We start from the raw sequence: 20,365 nt of genomic DNA, 5'->3' as shown, positions 1-20,365 counted from the left end.
GTATTATTTCGTTAAAAATTGTAAGTATTGTTTGGTAAAGTTATATTCGAAAACGGCTTGCAAATGCTCTAATTCTTTTTGGGCCATTTGCGTTTCAGCCATTAATAAATCGGTTGTTTTTTCTAATCCTTGTGTAAATCTATTTTGGCGAATTCTAAAAGCTTCTTGCGATTGTTCAAAAGCTAATTGGGATAAATTCACTTTGTTTTCTGCATCTAGCAATTGACGATTGGTTTTGCTTAACTCTAACTGACTTTGCTTCTTGTATTGTTCGGTTTCAATTTCGGCTTTATCAAAATCAGCTTTTGCTTTTTGAGTTTTTCCAATGGTTTTGAATCCGTCAAAAATATTCCATGATAATTGCGCACCTACTAAATAGCCTTTAGCTGAAGTTCCGAAAATATTTTGATCGTATAATTCATAACTTCCAAAAGCGTTTAATCTTGGTAAGAATCCAAATTTGGATGATTGAAACATTTTTTTGTACGCTTCAGACGATTTTTGCATCGCTTGAATATCTTTTCTGGAATCAGAAATTGTGGTATTCATACTTTCGATTGCAATTGAATTGTCTAAAGCTTCTGCTGGCTTGTAGGTTTTTCCAGCCATATCTTCATTCAATAAGAACGCTAAATAATCGGATGCATTTTGCACATTTGATTTGGCATATTGTAATTGATTTGTAATTTCATTCACACGAACTTGCACGTTTAACAAATCCGTTTTTTGCAACATTCCGTTTTTGAAATAGTTTTCAACCATTTTTAAATTGCCTTGTGCGGTTGCATTCGCTTTTTCTAAGACTTTCACTGCTTTATAAGCCAATTGCAATTGCATGTAGGCTTTTGAAACTTCCAATTCTAAATATTCCTTAGTTCGTTCCGTTTGTAATTGAAATGCGTCCATTTTTGCTTTAGCGGCTTGTCTTCCATATAAACCATCTAAATTAAAAAGAGGCTGCTGTACTTCGATTTTAGTGGCGAAGTTTTGAGTTACATCTGGGTCATTCAACAACGCTGGATTAAAATCAGAAGCAGTTAAAATTTCCTGATTTAATTTCGAACCAAAAGCCATTAAAGGATTAGTTGTAGAAATTCCTGTGTGCGACACATTAATGTTGGGCAAAAAGAGTGCATTCGATTGACGATAATCCGCTTTAGCCGATTGAAATGATTTTTCTGCCACTTTGATTTGTAGGTTATTTTCAGTGACTTTTTGTAACAAATCATTTTTTGAAATCGTCAGAGTATCTTGTGCAAAAGCAGCACCAGTTACCATTCCTAATACGATTAATAAATTGACTTTTTTCATAGTATAGTTTATTCTTATTTTATATTACAAATGTACATTCGTAAAAAAAGGTAGTCGGTAACAAGAGTTACATAACGAAGTGACAATTGTTACAAATGAAAAGAGCACCTCTTCAGGTGCTCTTTTACTAACCAATAAAACTAAAAACAATCATCATCTTCAAAATGATTATTACTTTCTTGTTCCTCCGTGACCACCTGCAACAATTTTTAAAATTCTAATGTTTAAATAAAAGAATTTGAATAATTGAATCAATGGATTTTGCATTTTGGAACGCTGTGCATTTGATATTCTTTGTGTCATAATTTTAAAATTTATTCAGGAATTAACCTTTTTTTAAGTTTATCCCTTAATTTTATTCAGGGATTAACCACCAAAATGGTTTCATTTTTGCTTTGTAAAGGAAAGCGTAGTGCAGAGATAATTTCACCCAATGACCTGCTAAACCAATATCTCCGAAAGTTTTTTTGATATCTCTTCCACCAGTATTTGGATATTTTTTATAATCAGGAACAATTGGATAGGTTGTAATACTTACACCACTTCCTTGTGTCATTCCGTAACCCGCTGATGCGATACAAGCTGCGCCCATATTCCCCATAGAACCTTTGTGATGCAAGGATTCTTTTCCTGATTTAATGGAATCAATAATGTTATCTGCTACTAATTTTGCTGTAATTCCAGAAGGCATTCCAGTTCTTGGTGGTGCTGGAAAAATTTCGGTCCCGTTTTTACTTTTTCGTGGTTTTGAAATGGTATGTGGCGGTGCAAAAGCAATTCCGGGTGCAAAAATATTTTTATAACTCGGATTTTGATAAGTTTCTGGCCAATCTTGAACCGTCCATTCTTCATAAGGTCTTGGTGTATAATCGGCATCCACTACCATAAAACCTCTGAATAATTTTTCGGTAATATTTTGCCCGTCTTTGTCATACGCTTGAAAACCATGTCCTGAAAAAGCGGGAATTAGCATACCAAAATCGAAGGCTTCTGTTTTATATTCTCCTTCTAAATTTTCATAATGTACTAATCCATCTTCTACTTTAGTAACTCCAGCTCCTAAAATCCATTTGATGTCACGATCTTCAAAAATCATTTCCACCATATCTTTAGATTTCATATTGAAACCGTTGTATTCCATCAACATGCCATCCATTCCAAAATCACCTAATTCGTATTCATTCGAAATCCAAGTAATTTCAGCTTTATCACGAACACCAAACTTTTGCAATTCTTTTTCTACATTCAAAATATATTCGAACGCAGCACCTTGACAAGTGGCTTTTGCATGACCTGTTCCGATTAAAATTTTCGATTTTTTATCTGATTTTTTTAGTTGGTTAATTAATTTGTGAAGTGCTTCCGAAGCTTTTTCAGCATGATCATACGTACAAACTGAATACACTTTATTAGTTTCAGGCACTAATCCTTCGGTCATATCAAAAGCAAGTTTTGGACCTGTAGCATTAATTAAATAATCGTAGGTTACTTTTTCTTGTTTACCTAAGCTATCGCCAAAAACACCTTCTACTAAAATATACGGTTTTGCTTCTGAACTATCACCTTCTGGATGAAAGGAAACGGCTTTGGCTTGTTTGTATCCTATTCCTTTTCTTTTATATAGTGGTTCTAAAGGAAATATTACTTCCTTAGATTTCATTCTTCCAATTCCTACCCAAATATTGGATGGCACCCATTGGTAATTTCTATTGGGAGACACTACTAAAACTTCATGTTCTTTTCCTAATTTTCTTCTTAAATGTGCAGCAGCGGTATGACCCGAAATTCCTGCTCCTAGTATAACTATTTTTGACATTTTGATTATTTTAATAAGTCAAATTTAGTTGTTATGTATTTGTGCTACAGCAACATTTGTTACATAAAAAACGCCCCGATATTTTCGAGGCGTTCTTATTAAATATGTATTAATAACTTGTATCATCAAGTTTTACTTTTCCATTGAATGTTTTGTAGAGAAATATAAAGTAAGCCGCTAATAACGGAGCACCAATTAAAACGATGGTTAACATAATTCCTAAAGATTTTTGCGAAGATGCTGCATTATAAATCGTAATACTGTATTTTGGATCAATTGTCGAAATTAATAAAGTGGGATATAACTGAAACGCCACTAACATTAACAAAAAAGCCATAGTTAAGGAAGAAAAGACTAATGCTTGAAAGTATTTCTTTTTAGAAACCAATCGAGGTACATTGGCAACAGCCAAAAATGATAAAATAGGAATTATAAAAAATAGCGGGTTTTCCCTAAAATTATCTGTTACACCAGGTATAAACACTAACGTGTATAATGAAGTTATTGAAAAACTAACGATAAAGAAAATCATTCCTTTTTTTAACAAAAATGTTAATCGAGTATGCAATCTTCCTTCGGTTTTTAATAAAAGAAAAATAGCGCCTTGAGTCATAAAAATAGAAAGTGTTGTTAATCCAACCATAATAGCATATGGACTAAGAAATGAAAAGAAAACACCACCTTTATAGCTGTAATTTTCTCCTAATTCAAATCCTTGCAGCACATTTCCTAAAACTACTCCTAACAAAAAAGCGATTAAAATATTAGATAATGAATAAATAATATCCCATGTTTTTCGCCACCACAACATGGTTTCTGCACTTCTAAATTTTATAGCCGATGAACGTAAAACCAATAACATTAAGAACAACATAAACGGAATATACATGGCCGAAAGCATTGTTGCGTACATTACAGGAAAACCAGCAAATAAAGCTCCTCCACCAATAATTAACCAAACTTGATTGGCATCCCAAAGTGGTCCAATTGCATTAATGGCAATTCGACGGCTTTCATCTTTTCTAAAAAACAAATGCCATGCTCCTGCTCCATAATCAAATCCTTCTAAGATGGCATAACCTGAAAATAATAGTCCCACTACTAAATACCAAAGTGTTGGATAATCGATGCCTAAAAATGTTTCCATACTTTACTAATTTAAATAGTTTCTAATTGATTTTGAGCTTCATCTTCATAAGGACCGTGTTTGATTTTCTTATTTAAAGAATACAAAAACAAGAGAAATAGTAGCGAATAAACAACTAAAAACAAAATCAATGAAAATACAATTTGATTGGCCGAAACTTCTTGTGAAAAACCTTCACTTGTTCTCAAATGTCCGTAAACTATCCAAGGTTGACGTCCCATTTCGGCAGCAAACCAACCTGCTTGATTAGCAATTTGAGGCAATAGAACAGAGAAAGAAAAAATCCATAAAATCCATTTGGTTTCGAATAATTTTCCTTTCCACCATAGAAAACAAGCGTAAAAAGATAGTGCAATTAAAAACATTCCAATTGAAATCATAATGTGATAAAATTGAAAAACAGCATTTACTTGACTCGGTTGATCTTCTTTAGGAAAAGAATTCAATCCCATAATTGGCTCCTTAAAATCTTGATGAACCAAAAATGATAATCCTCCGGGAACACCTAAACCTGTAACTTCTTGTTTTTTATTATCCACCCAACCTAAAAGATATAAATCTGCTGGTGCTGATTTTTCGTAATGTCCTTCCATAGCCGCTAATTTTGCAGGTTGATTTACTGCTACTCCATCTGCTGAACTATGACCAGAAATCAATTGTGTAAACGAAACTACAGTTGCTACTACTAAAGCTATTTTGAATGCTATTTTGGATAATTCGACAAATTTTCCTTTTCGAATATAATAAGCATGAACACTCAAAACCATGAAAGCTCCTGCTAAAAATGCACCTTGCCAGACATGAATAATTCGGTCCACACTTGACGGATTAAAAACCATAGCCCAAAAATCGGTAACTTCGGCTCTAGCATTAAAACCTTCACCAACAATATGATATCCTGCTGGAGTTTGTTGCCAACTATTTGCTACAACAATCCAAACTGCAGAAAACATAGAACCTAAGAAAACACCAATGGTAGAAATAAAATGCACTTTAGGTGAAACTCTATTCCAACCAAAAATTAAAATTCCTAAAAACGTACTTTCTAATCCGAAAGCAAACAATCCTTCTGCTGCCAATGCACTTCCAAAAATATCACCAACATAGCTCGAATAAACTGCCCAATTGGTTCCAAATTCAAACTCCATGATAATTCCTGTTGCCACACCAATTCCGAAAGTAATAGCAAATATTTTCAACCAAAAACGGGTTAAAACTTCATACTCTTTTTTGCCCGTTTTTAAATACAATCCTTCCATAATTACCATAATCAAACCTATTCCTATACTTAAAGGCGGATAGATATAATGAAAAGCAATGGTGAAAGCAAACTGAATTCGAGCTAATATTTCGACATCCATAATAATATATTTTATTGTTGAACAAAGCTATTGTAAGTTAATCTTTTTAAAAGTAACGCTTGTTACACAAATAAAATTTTAACACATGTTGAATTGTTTTTATAAAAAAACGCCCCGATAAAATCGGGGCGTCTTTATAAATATGAGTTTAAAACTATTCAGCTTTTTTCTCAGTAGCTTTTTTAGAAGAACAACATCCACCTGATTTTGCTTCAGTACCACAAGATTTTTTTTCTTCAGTTGAGCAAGATTTTTCAGTTTTTGCTTTCTCTTTTTTAGCTTTTTGTTTTGGCTCTTGAGCATTAACATTCATTGATAACATAAAAGCGGCAACAGCCATAATAGAAACTAATTTTTTCATTTTATTTATTTTTAAATTGTTATTTAATCTTTTTTGTTTGTATTGTACTATGACAAATATATATAATTTTAGAAATAGTACTCTTAATTTTTTATTAATTTAACAGTTATTACTTTTTTATTACTTTTTGAGACACATAAAATTTATCATCAAAAATAAAAGTTATAATAACAAACTCTGAATTTGCAGCGACCAAACTAAAGTTCATACTGTTTATTCCTGCACTTACATCTTCGATTTCTCCTTCTTCTGCTATTTTACCATCTAACGTAGATATTATATAATTGACTTTAGCAGAATAAGCCATATCAAATTGAATTCTAACTGTATCATTCGATGTTGGATTAGGCGAAACCGTAAACGAAAACGGATTTTTACCATCTATTTGAGGCGTGCTTAATAACGGATTTTTCACTAATTTAACTTCATAAACCGTAGGGTCAGCACTCGTTAAATTGGTTTGATTATCTGTAAATGCCGAAGGTGAAGAACTTTGAATTCCTCCAAATAAATGTCCAATTACGAATTCATCCGCTGTAATATTCGACAATTGAATTACTTCATTTGAATAATGCGGTAAATTCTCATTAGGGATAAATTCGGCTCCTGCGCCTTTTAAATTTGGCATTTCAACAGGTAATTGATATTCAAGCAAACTTCCATCTGCGAAACGAGTAGTTCTACTGATGGTTTTCACGAACGGAACGGTATTATCTTGAATTAGATTTCCAGCTTGATAGAAATACTGACTCATGCCTCCAAAAAACAAATTGTGCATTCTATTATTGGTAGCATCATACAAACAAGCCTTTCCGCTATGATAATTGCTCAAATATTGATTGAATTGCGTTTGAGGAAAATAACCTCCTGCTTTTATATCAACTGGATATAAAAATGGTAAATCCACCGCAATTTGAAATACGCCTGAAGAAATCGTATACCCTAATTCGCCATCAGGAAACACTTGAGGTAATAAATTATAATCACGTCGGTGCAAATGAACGGCATCTATAACTTCTTCATAATTGGCATAACTCAAACTCGCTCCCGAATTATCAATTGTAAATTTTCGGATAGCATTTGAATACGTTTGGGTAAACGTTGGGTTATTCATTGGGTTATATCTTCCATCAAAACGATGACCGCCTACCAAATAAAACGTAGTACCAATTTTTGCTAATTGACCTCCCGTAATCGCAAAAACGTCATTTGATATTTGTTTGAAATAGGATGTAATTGGAGTTCCTGCAATGATAGCGTTTATCAAACTAGGCACGTCAACTGAAGTCAAATTATTGAACGTTTTATGATCGGTAGCTGTTGTTGAATAAGCGTATCCTCCAATAATAAACAAAGCATCACCATCTTGATAAAAATTCATGTTGGTCGATTGCAATTGTTCTTTAATCCCAGTCGGAAGCGAATTCACTGAAGCCGACCAAGATTGTTGTGTGGCAATATCTACCACATAAATATCCTTATTGTTTTGTGCATCTGGAAACGCATTAAAAGGTTGGCGTGCGTGTACACCATCTTTTCTTCCGCCAATGATTAACCATTTTCCATTATGTTGCGCAAAAGCATAGGAATGCAATCCTGGTAATCCTGAAACAGAAACCGGAGTTAAAACTACATCATAATCAAAAGTAGTTTGTGCTATTGATGACTGTAAAAAAGTCAATAATAACACGATGAAATATTTTTTCATTGTATAAAATTATAAGTTGAGTTCCTATCAAAAAAGGAACCATAAATAAACTATTAAATTTCTTAAATGAAAAATTTGGGCGGATGCCAAATAGAATGTTGGTATTTTGGGATGAAAATCTTTTCGTAGTTTGATTTTTCCTTTTCGGTATAAAAATCGGGAATTAAAATGATTTCTTTAAGCGAAATTTCAGAGACAAATTGCGTTGGACTAAAGTTCAAATTCATGATTACTTTACCTTTTTCACAACCTGAATTTGATGCCTCATCATTATGACAAGTATTTTGACATTCTTGACTCACAAACATTTTCATAGCTCTAACTGACGGCAAAGTCAGCAGAAGCAACAAGTAAAAACATAACATGTGAACCGAGAATTTCATTTAACAAATGTAAGTAAACTTTAAAAATATTTAGTAACAATTGTTACACAAGAAATTAGCTCTTTTTCTTCTTAAAAAAATCACCAATCATACTAAAAAGCAATCCGCCCATTATTCCTCCATATAAGGTACTATTTAAGGGTTTAGAAGTAATGGCACATTCCAGACGCACAACCTATTTCTAAATAATATAAATATCCTAACAGTAGTCCAACAACAATTCCAATTCCAGTAATGATATATGTCTTTTTGGCCATACTATTTTTTATCAAAAGTAATACTCCAAATACCACGAACTTCGCTTTCATTATAACCAATAGCTAAATCCTTTGGATATAATTTCATAATTTGCTTTGAAACTTCTGGTTTAATTTGTTTTCCATGACACTGCAAACACATGGTATTGGTTTCAATTGGATAATAAAACTGAACTTTATTTCCTTTTTCTATTACAACTGGTTTTATTTCTTTTTTGGCAGCTAACTCTTTCTTAAATTGAGCAATGTATTGTAATTCTTCGGTATTCGCTTTATTATTTGGATTTCTATTTTTATCAGAAACACGTTTTATAGAAGCGTTAAATTTAGTTGACATACTGTCTGTTAAAGGTATAGCTTGAATGTTACAAAAGGATAGAGCCTCGAGAGTTCCTTTTTTTTGGATAGCTCCCATCAAATTTTTACCCAATACTTTTTTAGTACCCAAAGCATATTCTATACCAATATCAGCATAGGTTTTCTCTTTTTTTTCTTCCACATACTTTTTACCCGATTGTGTCCAATTTTCATTGCCATGACCTTCCCAATGCTCTTTAAACCACTCCGGTTCTTCAATTTGATAATCAAACATGAAATTGGCAATTTTTTCAACACTTCCTTCAGGAAAAACTTGTTTTGGCATAACACCATGTTTTTTTACTGCTCCATACATAAGTGCTATATCTTCTGTTGGATTGTCAACAAATGCTGTAACATGTTTTACAAACTCTTCTTTGTTGTAACCTTCTTTGTCGATATATCTTGCTTTAATAGCTACCATTGGTGGCGCAATTCTTCCTTCGCTTTCAGCTGCATTTGGACTATGACACAAATAACAATGGGTTACCATAAGTTTTTTGCCTTCATGAATTTCATTTTGAAGTGAAGTTGGATTTGCATCTTGAATTTCTTTATACACTTTTTTATCTTTTTGGCAACTCACAAAACCAAATAATACTATTACTGCAACAATATATCTCATCTCTATTTTATTTAAAAATCAAATGTATAGAATTGCAAATAAAACGATGTAACGATTGTTACAAATCAATTTGAGAAACCAATAATAAAATAGATAAAATTTATAATTACATTAATATATAATAATATTTTATTATACTAAGGAACTCTTGTTACTTTTTCAACATTTTTTTTGATTGAAATTTGTACCATCAAAAATTAATAATAACATTTTAAAAATAGAAAAAATGGAAAATCAAGTATTTATGCCAAGAATTGGCGAACAAGCACCAGAATTTACTGCAATTACAACACAAGGAACTATCAACTTTCCAAAAGATTATGAAGGAAAATGGGTCATCTTTTTTAGTCACCCAGCCGATTTTACTCCTGTTTGTACTTCTGAATTTATGACCTTCGCAAGCATGGAAAATCAATTTAAAGAAGCTAATTGTGAATTATTAGGATTATCAGTTGATGGATTGTATAGCCATATTGCATGGTTAAGAACCATTAAAGAAAAAATCGAATACAAAGGAATGAAGAACATCGAAGTTAAATTTCCTTTAATCGAAGACATTACAATGGAAGTTTCTAAAAAATACGGAATGATTATGGAAGGCGAAAGCAATACAAAAGCTGTGAGAGCCGTATTCTTTGTAGATCCAAAAGGAACTATTAGAACTATTTTATATTATCCATTAAGTATTGGAAGAAACTTTGACGAAATTTACAGAGCTTTAATTGCTTTACAAACTGCCGATGCTTTTGAAGTAGCTTGTCCAGCTTATTGGAGACCTGGAGACGATGTAATTGTGCCAACCGCAGGTTCTTGTGGTGTTGCAAAAGAAAGAATGGAAAACGATGAAACTTTAGACTGTAAAGATTGGTTTTTCTGTACTAAAAAATTAGATAAAGATTTAGTTTTAAATACAATTTTGAAAAAATAGTATTTAATTTAGGTATGAGTAATTTAGTCTGAAAAGCTTCATCGTTTTTCAGACTATTTTTTTTTAAAACTGAAAATAAATAAACGGTTGCGCACCAGCAGAAGCCGTAGCATAAACAACCCAATAAATCAATCCTAATAAAATAGCTTTCACCAATAACGGAATTGAACTAAACGTTTTTTGCATAAAAGCAATTCCTTTTACGGGAACAAAATGCCAAATTACTCCAATAGCAATCAATAAAAAGACGTTTTTATAGCCTAAAATTATGGTTTGCCATTGATTAAAATCGAAGGTTAATTTTCCAATATTTTGAATCACTTGAAAGGCAGTTTCAAAATCTTTTGCTCTAAAAAACAACCAACAAAAAACCACAAAATGGAACGTTAAAACCACTTGAATGGTTCGGACAACAATATTTTTTGGCAATTTAATAAACTGTCCAAAAAATTTCTCTACTACTAAAGCCAATCCATGCAAAACACCCCAAACTACAAATTTCCAAGAAGCACCATGCCATAATCCACCTAACAACATGGTCATAAATAAGTTGAAATAGGTTCTGATTTTTCCTTTTCGATTTCCGCCTAAAGAAATGTATAAATAATCTCTTAACCAACTCGAAAGTGAAATATGCCATCTTCTCCAAAACTCGGTAATAGAACCTGATTGATAAGGTGTTCTAAAGTTATCAGGTAACCAGAATCCCATTAATAAAGCTAATCCGATTGCTATATCAGAATAACCTGAGAAGTCACAATAAATTTGAATCGCATAGCCGTAAGATGCCATTAAATTTTCAAAAGCAGTATAACTGTTTGGCGCATCAAAAACACGGTCAACGAAGTTGGATGAAATGTAATCTGATATCACCGATTTCTTTAATAAACCTCCAATAATCAGAAATAAAGCGCGATTGAAATCTTCTTTCGTTAACTTTAATTTTTCATAAATTTGAGGAATGAAATCACTTGCTCTTACAATTGGCCCTGCTACTAATTGCGGAAAAAACGAAACGAAGAACAAGAAATCCATAAAGCTTTTTGTTGGCTCTAATTCTCTTCGGTAAACGTCAATGGTATAACTTAAGGTTTGGAAAGTGTAAAATGAAATTCCGACAGGAAGAATAATATCTTCAAACTTCATAGTTCCGTCGAAAAGTGAATTGTAATTATCGATGAAGAAATTGGTATATTTAAAATACGCTAACATTCCTAAGTTTATCAACAAACTTAATATCAAATAAAACTTACGATAGAATTGCTGAGCTTCCACATAAATAAGTCGGGAAAGCGAATAATCTACGATAGATGAAAATATCAAGATCCAAAAGTAGAACCCACTTGATTTATAATAGAAAAACAACGAAAACAATACTACATATGTTATGCGGAAATAATGCGTTTTTCGAGATAAAATATAAATACTGTAAAAGATTAGAAACAATCCTAAAAACAAAGCACTATTGAATAATAGTGGTTGTTTTAGGTTATAAATAAACCAATTTTTTACTGTTTCTAAATCAACATTTCCTACTGTTTCTAGAAACCAATTTTGTAAATTAAAAAGTGCTCTCACTTCTATTTTGTTGATTTGAATAATTCATATGATTGTAAAAATGCTTCAAAAAACAAATCGCCTTGTTTTTCGTAACCTACTTTTGAATAATGTACTTTATCTCTAGCCATAAAACCTTTTGCTGCGTTTCTATTGATGGCATTGTTCCCACCAAAAATCTTTAGCAAATCCCAAAAAGCATAATTACTATTTTGCGCATTATTTTCAATTGCTTCGGCATATTTTTCAATAAAAGTATTTCTATATTTTCGATGTAAAACCGATGGAGGTGGTGTCATTACCAAAACACAAGCTTGTGGATTTTTTTCTTTAATTCCTTGAATCATTTGATCCAAATGTGCAAAATATTGTTCGCCTGATTGCTTATCGAAACTCTCATTTGTTCCTAAGGAAATAATAACCAAATCTGGATTTAAAACAGGTAATTGCTCATTGAACAATCTGAATTTATTATAATCTGAAGCTTTTGCACCATTCACACCTATGCTGTGATAAATCACACCCGAATTATCATTTTCTAAAACCAATCCATTCAAAGCAAAATCATCAATCTCTTGATTGGGAACAATCGCAATTTTATCTAAAGGTGTTTCCGAAATATAATCGTTAGAAAATAACGAAGGTTGTAATTCGATTGGAATATATTCCGTTTTGGTTGTAGACTTTGATTGTGTTCCTTTAGTTGGAATCGTCAACACCTTTCCATCGCGAATCATATCACTTTTTAAACCGTTTGCTTGTTTCAAAGCTTTCAAAGAAACATTATATTTATTAGCTATTCCACCTAAAACTTCACCTGGCTTAACTTTATGCGTGATTTTTTTCGGTACTTTTCTTTCAATGACAATGTTTTTATTAGAAACAGAAACATCAAACAAATTCACATTTTGTGGCGTAATGACTTTCAATTTCGTAAAATTATATTGTGCATCTTTTACATTCAATTGAATTGCAAAATCCTTTAAAGTCGTTTCCATAGAAAAACCACTTAAGCCAACTGGTCGATTTTCATCAGCATATAAATTCCTGAAACTTTGAAAACTTCCTGATGCAGAATACCGAATTGGAGCACTGTTATTTGTCTTAGCTACACTATACGGAAAGGTAAAACCAAAACCACCATTTCCAAACACCTTTTGAAATTGAGCACGAATTTTAGCGGTAAACAAATCGGCTTGTATGTGCGAATCTCCAATATGAACTATATTAATCTTACCTGATTTACTTTGTTCTAATTGGTACATTTTATCATAAAAAGACAATAATGCACTAGGATTTTGAATGTCGTTTCCTGTAAAAGTAACTTCGATAGAATCAACTACAGGAATATCCGTATAAACCGAATCCATTGGCACTAATAAAGTATCTTGAGAAAATCCAAAAAAAGAAATTCCTAACAAAAATATCAAAAATCTATTCTTCATAAACGGAATCTTTATTGATTATCACACTATCTTTTTTTACTGGAGCAGCTTGTTTTTTACGTTTTTTTCTTAATCCCTTATAGGTTTCATAACCTTGATTTAATTGTGTAAAAATCAAATTAGCTACTTCTTTTGCGCCTCTATGATTAAAATGCGTATAATCTTTATTGGCTCTTGCTGGCTCTTGTTCTACCCATTGAATCATGGAACCATTACCTCCCATTAAGGTGTACATGTTTACAAAACTCGATTCCGATTTAATTGCATAACGTTTTTGTGCAGCATTTAAAGGAATAACGGCAGAATCTGTTTTCATTTCTAAATCGTATTTGGTAGATTTATCTGCAGTTGAAATAATTAAAATAGCCACTCCTGGAAAACATTCTTTCAAATGCGCTACTACTTTCGCCATTCGTTTTTCGTACCAACTATAATTTAACGAACCGTAATTCAACACATTAGCACCATATTGCAAGACAATTAAATCATAATCTAATTTGTCATGAAACGCACGCATCGTATTGATATCAAAACTTCCTAATGGCAAACCTGAATTTCCTCTGTTAGAAAAATTATCCACATGAACGCCTTTTCCATCATCAAAATTGAATCCGTAGATTGGAATAGAATCGGCTTGTTTAAAATTTACTTTAATACTTTTCAAACTTCCTTCCGATAATGTAAGTGTGTTTAACGTATTGTTTGGTGTCATTTTTTTTACGATTGTATCGCCAGCAACATAAAACACCTTTCCTTCTTTGTTAGAAGAACTTCCGTAGAATAAGGTTGGTCGAGGTAATTCTGTTGCAAATCTTGTTTTAGTTGCTTTATATTTTACCCAAGCCAAATTTGCTGTATCGTTTGCAAAAAACACATGTCCATTCACTCCAAAAGCTCTAGACGGATGTTTAACTTTTAAATACGATTGTGTTTTCCAATTTCCAGAAAATTCGTGCGTAACAGAACTACGAGAACTTGCAGATTCTGATGTGATGTTCACAAAACCAACACCTTGCCCACCAAATTTTTCTTGGAAATACGTTCTAAAATCTTTTACAATTAAATCGCCATCGGTCATCGAATCTCCAAAATAAGCGATGCGAACATTGCCTTCTTTTTTTGTTTCTAATTGGAATAGCTTTTCAAAAAATGTCGCTAAATATTGATTTCCAGTATATTCTTCGAATGTTTCTGGCGGGAATTTAATACCGTTTACCACTTTATAATCAATAACGGTTTTAGTTATAGAGTCTTCGGTCACTTCACCCTCATCTTCGGCAATAGCTTCCAAAAGCAAACTATCGACTACCACATTTTTAGAATCTAATTTACTTTCGGCAAATAATTTCTTAGGCAAAAACGTTTTGAATGCCAAAAAAGACAATCCAGAAACGATTACCACAATTAAAGTTTGAAAAAAATATTTTGATGTGTTCACTTAATTTTATCTCTTATAACTGATTTACTATTTCAAAATTCGTTGTTCCAAGTTCGTTGTTCGATATTTAAACAAGGAATATTCAACATGGAATTTTGAATGTTGAAATATTTTTACATTCGCTCAGGAACCTCAATTCCTAATAACTGAAATGCATTTTTTATGGTGTTTCCAACTGATTTTGACAATTGTACTCTAAACACTTTTTTATCGTGATTTTCTTCTCCTAAAATCGAAACTTGTTGATAAAACGAATTGAATTCTTTTACCAAATCATACGTATAATTTGCAATCAACGCCGGACTATGATTCTCTGCCGCATTTTGAATTACTTCAGGGAATAATTGTACTTGCTTGATTAATTCTTTCTCTTTTTCATGTATCTCGACTCCGCTCGATATGACAACATTTTCAAAATCAAAATCAGCTTTTCTCAAAATCGACTGAATACGAGCGTAAGTATACTGAATAAATGGTCCTGTATTTCCAGCAAAATCAACTGATTCTTCTGGATTGAACATCATTTGTTTTTTCGGATCAACCTTTAACATGTAATATTTCAACGCACCTAAACCGATTGTTTTAAATAAAACCGCTTTTTCATCTTCAGAATAACCTTCTAATTTTCCTAAATCTTCCGAAATTGTTTGCGCTGTTGTAGTCATTTCTGCCATTAAATCATCTGCATCTACAACGGTTCCTTCACGTGATTTCATTTTTCCAGAAGGCAATTCCACCATTCCGTATGATAAATGATATAAGCTATCAGCCCAATCAAACCCTAACTTTTTCAAGATTAAGAATAACACTTTAAAATGGTAATCTTGCTCGTTTCCAACGGTGTAAACCATTCCTCCAACATCTGGAAAATCTTTCACACGTTGGATAGCCGTTCCAATATCTTGAGTCATATAAACCGCTGTCCCGTCAGAACGAAGCACGATTTTTCTATCCAATCCATCCGCTGTTAAATCAATCCAAACCGAACCATCTGGATCTTTCTCAAAAATACCTTTTTCTAAACCAAATTGCACTACTTCTTTTCCAAGTAAATACGTGTTGGATTCATAATAATAGCTATCAAAATTTACGCCAAGATTTTTATACGTTTGTTCAAATCCATCATACACCCATTGGTTCATGGTTTTCCAAAGTTCAATAACTTCTTGCTTTCCATTTTCCCAATCTAAAAGCATTTGTTGTGCTTCTAAAATAGATGGTGCTAGTTTTTTTGCTTCTTCTTCGGTTTTACCTTGAGCGATTAATTCCGTAATTTCTTTTTTATATTGTTTGTCGAATTCAACATAGAAATTCCCAACCAATTTATCACCTTTCAATCCTGTTGATTCTGGCGTTTGTCCGTTACCGAATTTTTGCCAAGCCAACATTGATTTACAAATATGAATTCCTCTATCGTTGATGATTTGCGTTTTGTATACTTTTTTTCCAGAAGCTTTAATGATTTCGGCAACGGAATAACCTAATAAGTTGTTACGAATGTGTCCTAAATGCAAAGGTTTGTTAGTATTTGGCGAAGAATATTCTACCATAACCGCCTTTTCTCCTTCTCTTGGAGCTACAAAACCAAATGTCTCGTTGTTTTTTATCGAATTAAAAAATTCCACATAAAAAGCATCCGAAATCACAATATTTAAAAATCCACCTACTACATTGAACTTAGAAACTTCATTTACGTTCGTTACTAAGCAATTTCCTATCTGATTTCCGATTTCAACTGGATTACCTTTTAATGCTTTTACCAAAGGAAAAACTACCATAGTAATATCACCTTCGAACTCTTTCCTAGTAGCTTGAAATTCAACTTTTTCAATAGAAATATTGAACAATTCAAGAACCGCATTTTGGATGTGTGTTGTTAATGTGTGATGTAATGTCATTTTACCTTATTTTTTGAACGTGCAAAGGTAATAAATAGTAGTTAGTGATTAGTAAATAGTGATTAGTTTTTTTTCGATTAAAAAAATATTTTAAAAATACTGTAACATTTAACAATTGTTGAAGTCTATTAAACACAATCATCAATCATTTAATCAAAAACAAACAAATGAAACTTAAATTAATTATCACCTGTTTCTTGTGCTCAATTACTTTTGGATTTGCACAAAATTCAGGAAGCATCAAAGGAAAGGTTATTGACAAAAACACAAATGAACCTTTACCTTACGTGAACATTATTCTTAAAGATAATGACAAGATTGTTACAGGAGGTGTAACCACAGAAGACGGAAATTTTGCCATCAACAAATTAGCTTTACAAAAATACATAGTTGAAATTCAATTTATTGGATATACAACAGTTATTAAAAACATGGATTTGACTTCAGACGCCAATCAAAACTTAGGAATAATCGCTATTTCTGAAGACGTTTCAGAATTAAAAGATGTTGAAGTGGTAGCTGAACGTTCAAACATGGTGCAAAAAATTGATAGAAAAGTAATTAATGTTGGTAAAGATTTAATCGCATCAGGAACTACAGCTTCTGAAATTATGAACAATATTCCAACAGTTAGTATTGATCCCCAAACGAAAGAAATTAGCATGAGAGGAAACAGCAATGTACGTGTGCTTATCGACGGAAAACCTTCGAATGTTTCAGTAGAGCAATTGTTGCAACAAATTCCTTCGGCTTCGATTAAACAAATTGAATTGATTACAAATCCTTCGGCAAAATACAACCCAGAAGGAATGAGTGGAATTATCAATATTATTTTGCATAAAAATTCGCAAGATGGTTTTAATGGTTCATTAAACACAGGTGTTACTTTTGGAATCACACCAAAAACCAACTCAGCTTTAAACATGAATTATCGTGTTGGAAAAGTAAATTTTTACACCAATTATGGTTTTAATCACGGAATCAATGCCAACAATGGCTTTGTAGATAGCGAAAGACCTACGCAAGAAAATCGCCAAGATTTTCAATTTAAAAACAAGAATAATTCGCACCTTTTAAAGCTTGGAATGGATTATTACATCAACGACAAAAACACATTATCTGCTTACACCAATCAAAGTTTTACATCTGGAACAGGTTCTGGTTTGACTACTGTAGTTTATGACGACCCAATTGCGAATAGAAACACAACACAACTTTTTGGAAGTAGAGGAAACAATAAAAACCAAACTTACGATATGGTTTTTAAACATGATTTTGAAAAGAAAGATGAAAATTTAGAGATTCAATTAAACTACTCACACACGGTGAATGACGAGAATACAGTGTACGATGAAACAATTTCGAATCCAACTTTTAATTTTGACAGAACCAATATTGTAAAAGGAACCACTGATTATTTTCAGTTTAATGCCGATTATATCAACCCTATAACTGAAACTACAAAATTGGAATTAGGTGTTGAAACAAGAATTCAAAATTCGGGTAACCGTTTTAATGATATTAATCCGAGTTTTACAAGTGCGAATAATTCGTTTGAATTTGGAAGAAATATTTATTCAGCTTATGCGAATGTTGGTAAGCAAATTGGAAAATGGAGCGGTCAACTTGGGGTGCGTTTAGAACATTTTGACTTGGATGCTGATTTTGCCATCAACGAGACAAATCCTAGTTTTACTGATGCTCAAAACATTTCTGACGACTTGTTTACAGCTTATCCATCAGCATTTTTAACGTATACGGCAAACGATAAAAACTCATTCAATTTTAATTATTCAAGACGAGTTGACCGACCAAGTATTGGACAAATTAGCCCAATTAGAGAATGGACAACACCTTTAATGGAATCGAGAGGAAATCCAGATTTAGTTCCACAATTTACCAATTCGTTTGAAGTGAATTATACTAGAACAACCAAAATTGGTTCTATTACAAGTGGTGTTTTCTACAGAAGTATTTCAGATGAAATTTCGAGAGTAGTTTACAACGATCCAAACAATCCAAATCGTAACATTTTATCATATGACAACTTTGATAATAATGATGCCTTTGGAATTGAAACTTCAGGAAATTTAAAATTCACACAATGGTGGTCTGTTAATGCAAGTGCCGATGTTTATTTTAAAACGGCAAAAGGAACCGTACAAAATGCTAGCACAAATGCTTTAGAAAATGCTGAAGTAGATGTAACTACTTTTAACGCAAGAATCAACAATAGTTTTACGGCTACAAAAGATTTGCGTTTTCAATTATTTGGAATGTATAGAGGAAAAGACAGAGGTTTACAATACGATAGAATGGAAATGTACAAAATGGATATTGGAGCAACTTATAACATTTTAAAAGGAAAAGGAACCATCACAGCTCGTTACAACGACGTTTTTGAAAATATGCGTTTTGCTTTTGATGGAAATATTCCGTTTAGACAACAAGGGGCGTTTTACTGGGAAAGTCAAACTTTCTATGTAGGATTCAATTACATTTTCGGTGGCGGAAAAAACCGTGCTTTAGCCAGAAAACAAAGAGATGCAAATGAAACTCAAGGTGGTGGCGGAATGTTCTAAAATTTCAATATTCGTTGTTGAAAATTCAACATTCGTTATTAAATATAATGTTGAATATTCAACTTGGAATTTTCAATAAAAAAGTAAAAAAGCGTTCTGAAATCTCAGAGCGCTTTTTATCTATATTCTTTTTTCTTTTTTCTATTCTCTAAAACTTACCATCTAATAATCACACTTCCCCAAGTAAAACCTGAACCAAAAGCCGCTAGAACTACTAAATCACCTGATTTGATTTTACCTTGTTCCCAAGCTTCAGTTAAAGCAATTGGAATGGAAGCTGCCGTTGTATTTCCATATTTTTGAATATTATTGAATACTTGGTTATCCGTTAAACGGAATTTCTGTTGAATGAATTGTGAAATTCTCAAATTCGCTTGATGTGGCACCAATAGATTTATATCAGAAACTTGCAGATTATTGGCTTGTAAGCCTTCGTTAATGACTTCACTAAAACGAACGACTGCATTTTTGAAAACAAATTGTCCGTTCATGTATGGATAATAACTTTCGTCATTTGGATCATTATCTGCAATGATGTCGGTTACCCAACGTTTCCCCATTCCAGGAGCAACTAACGATAATTCTTCAGCATGTTGCCCTTCTGAATGTAAATGGGTTGATAAAATCCCTTTTGATAAATCTTCTTCTCTTGAAAGTACGGCTGCTCCTGCTCCATCTCCAAAAATCACCGAAACACCTCTACCACGAGTGGTCATATCTAAACCTGTTGAATGTAATTCAGAACCGATTACTAAAACGTTTTTATACATTCCGGTTTTGATGTATTGATCTGCAATTGAAATCGCATACACAAAACCCGAACATTGATTACGAACATCTAAAGCACCAACGGTTCTTAAACCTAAATCGCGTTGCACTAAAACACCTGGACCTGGAAAATAATAATCGGGACTCAAAGTAGCGAAGATGACAAAATCGATATCTTCTTTAGTTACTCCTGAACGTTCAATAGCAATTTCAGCTGCTTTTACACCCATTGAAGTGGTGGTATCTTCTCCTCTTATGATGTGACGACGTTCTTGAATTCCAGTTCGTTCTTGAATCCATTCGTCATTGGTTTCCATTATTTTAGACAAATCGTTATTGGTAACAATATTATCTGGAACATAATACCCTAATCCTGATATTTTGGAATGAAACATATATTTCGAATTTTACATTTTATTAAAA

The 20,365-nt window shown here is 32.5% G+C and carries 16 protein-coding genes; 2 read left to right on the top strand and 14 right to left on the bottom strand.

Annotated elements, in window-relative coordinates:
• Positions 1-3: 3 nt before the first annotated feature.
• The 9 genes from GFJ94_RS07150 to GFJ94_RS07110 all read right to left on the bottom strand — a co-directional run bounded on the left by GFJ94_RS07150 (position 4) and on the right by GFJ94_RS07110 (position 9,326).
• Positions 4-1,311: a TolC family protein gene (locus GFJ94_RS07150; protein WP_153200866.1), complete on the bottom strand. Its 1,308-nt coding sequence runs from the start codon at positions 1,309-1,311 to the stop codon at positions 4-6.
• Between the two features lie 171 nt (positions 1,312-1,482).
• Positions 1,483-1,614, bottom strand: coding sequence for a hypothetical protein (locus tag GFJ94_RS12710; protein ID WP_255471468.1), 132 nt, complete (start codon positions 1,612-1,614; stop codon positions 1,483-1,485).
• A 52-nt stretch (positions 1,615-1,666) separates the two neighbouring features.
• Positions 1,667-3,127, bottom strand: a complete 1,461-nt coding sequence (locus GFJ94_RS07145) for an NAD(P)/FAD-dependent oxidoreductase (protein WP_153200865.1) — start codon at positions 3,125-3,127, stop codon at positions 1,667-1,669.
• Between the two features lie 109 nt (positions 3,128-3,236).
• Positions 3,237-4,274 carry a cytochrome d ubiquinol oxidase subunit II gene (cydB, locus tag GFJ94_RS07140; RefSeq protein ID WP_153200864.1) on the bottom strand — a complete coding sequence of 346 codons (1,038 nt, stop codon included), beginning with the start codon at positions 4,272-4,274 and terminating at the stop codon, positions 3,237-3,239.
• Positions 4,275-4,285: 11 nt separating this feature from the next.
• A complete protein-coding gene (locus GFJ94_RS07135) occupies positions 4,286-5,635 on the bottom strand; it encodes a cytochrome ubiquinol oxidase subunit I (RefSeq protein WP_153200863.1) in 1,350 nt (449 codons plus the stop codon).
• 154 nt (positions 5,636-5,789) lie between these two features.
• On the bottom strand, positions 5,790-5,996 hold the full coding sequence (locus GFJ94_RS07130) for a hypothetical protein (RefSeq protein WP_153200862.1): 207 nt from the start codon (positions 5,994-5,996) through the stop codon (positions 5,790-5,792).
• Positions 5,997-6,105: 109 nt separating this feature from the next.
• Positions 6,106-7,704: a hypothetical protein gene (locus GFJ94_RS07125; RefSeq protein WP_153200861.1), complete on the bottom strand. Its 1,599-nt coding sequence runs from the start codon at positions 7,702-7,704 to the stop codon at positions 6,106-6,108.
• Between the two features lie 62 nt (positions 7,705-7,766).
• Positions 7,767-8,069: a hypothetical protein gene (locus GFJ94_RS07120; RefSeq protein WP_162523816.1), complete on the bottom strand. Its 303-nt coding sequence runs from the start codon at positions 8,067-8,069 to the stop codon at positions 7,767-7,769.
• A 276-nt stretch (positions 8,070-8,345) separates the two neighbouring features.
• Positions 8,346-9,326 (bottom strand): DUF3365 domain-containing protein, encoded by a 981-nt coding sequence (locus tag GFJ94_RS07110; protein WP_153200859.1) that lies wholly within the window; start codon positions 9,324-9,326, stop codon positions 8,346-8,348.
• Positions 9,327-9,552: 226 nt separating this feature from the next.
• On the opposite strand from GFJ94_RS07110, the gene GFJ94_RS07105 reads away from it, so the two are divergent.
• Positions 9,553-10,254, top strand: a complete 702-nt coding sequence (locus GFJ94_RS07105) for a peroxiredoxin (protein ID WP_153200858.1) — start codon at positions 9,553-9,555, stop codon at positions 10,252-10,254.
• Between the two features lie 63 nt (positions 10,255-10,317).
• Here the strand turns inward: GFJ94_RS07105 and GFJ94_RS07100 are convergent, their stop codons facing one another.
• The 4 genes from GFJ94_RS07100 to argS form a co-directional block, all read right to left on the bottom strand.
• A complete protein-coding gene (locus GFJ94_RS07100; RefSeq protein WP_162523815.1) occupies positions 10,318-11,832 on the bottom strand; it encodes an MBOAT family O-acyltransferase in 1,515 nt (504 codons plus the stop codon).
• A gap of 2 nt (positions 11,833-11,834) precedes the next feature.
• Complete coding sequence (locus GFJ94_RS07095) at positions 11,835-13,256, bottom strand: GDSL-type esterase/lipase family protein (protein ID WP_153200857.1); 1,422 nt, start codon at positions 13,254-13,256, stop codon at positions 11,835-11,837.
• Positions 13,246-14,694, bottom strand: a complete 1,449-nt coding sequence (locus GFJ94_RS07090; protein WP_162523814.1) for a hypothetical protein — start codon at positions 14,692-14,694, stop codon at positions 13,246-13,248. The genes GFJ94_RS07095 and GFJ94_RS07090 overlap by 11 nt, the downstream gene beginning before the upstream one ends.
• A gap of 113 nt (positions 14,695-14,807) precedes the next feature.
• Positions 14,808-16,592, bottom strand: a complete 1,785-nt coding sequence (argS, locus tag GFJ94_RS07085; RefSeq protein ID WP_153200856.1) for an arginine--tRNA ligase — start codon at positions 16,590-16,592, stop codon at positions 14,808-14,810.
• A 167-nt stretch (positions 16,593-16,759) separates the two neighbouring features.
• On the opposite strand from argS, the gene GFJ94_RS07080 reads away from it, so the two are divergent.
• The gene (locus GFJ94_RS07080) at positions 16,760-19,174 is read left to right on the top strand and encodes a TonB-dependent receptor domain-containing protein (RefSeq protein WP_153200855.1); all 2,415 of its coding nucleotides are present in this window, start codon (positions 16,760-16,762) and stop codon (positions 19,172-19,174) included.
• A 155-nt stretch (positions 19,175-19,329) separates the two neighbouring features.
• Here GFJ94_RS07080 and GFJ94_RS07075 read toward each other — a convergent pair whose 3' ends face one another.
• Positions 19,330-20,337 (bottom strand): 3-oxoacyl-ACP synthase III family protein, encoded by a 1,008-nt coding sequence (locus GFJ94_RS07075; protein WP_153200854.1) that lies wholly within the window; start codon positions 20,335-20,337, stop codon positions 19,330-19,332.
• Between the last annotated feature and the right edge of the window lie 28 nt (positions 20,338-20,365).

The sequence above is a fragment of the Flavobacterium sp. LMO8 genome, from assembly GCF_009495755.1.
GTDB lineage: Bacteria > Bacteroidota > Bacteroidia > Flavobacteriales > Flavobacteriaceae > Flavobacterium.
The sequence above is the reverse complement of the archived record's forward strand: the minus strand, read 5'-3'. Positions and strand labels throughout refer to the sequence as shown.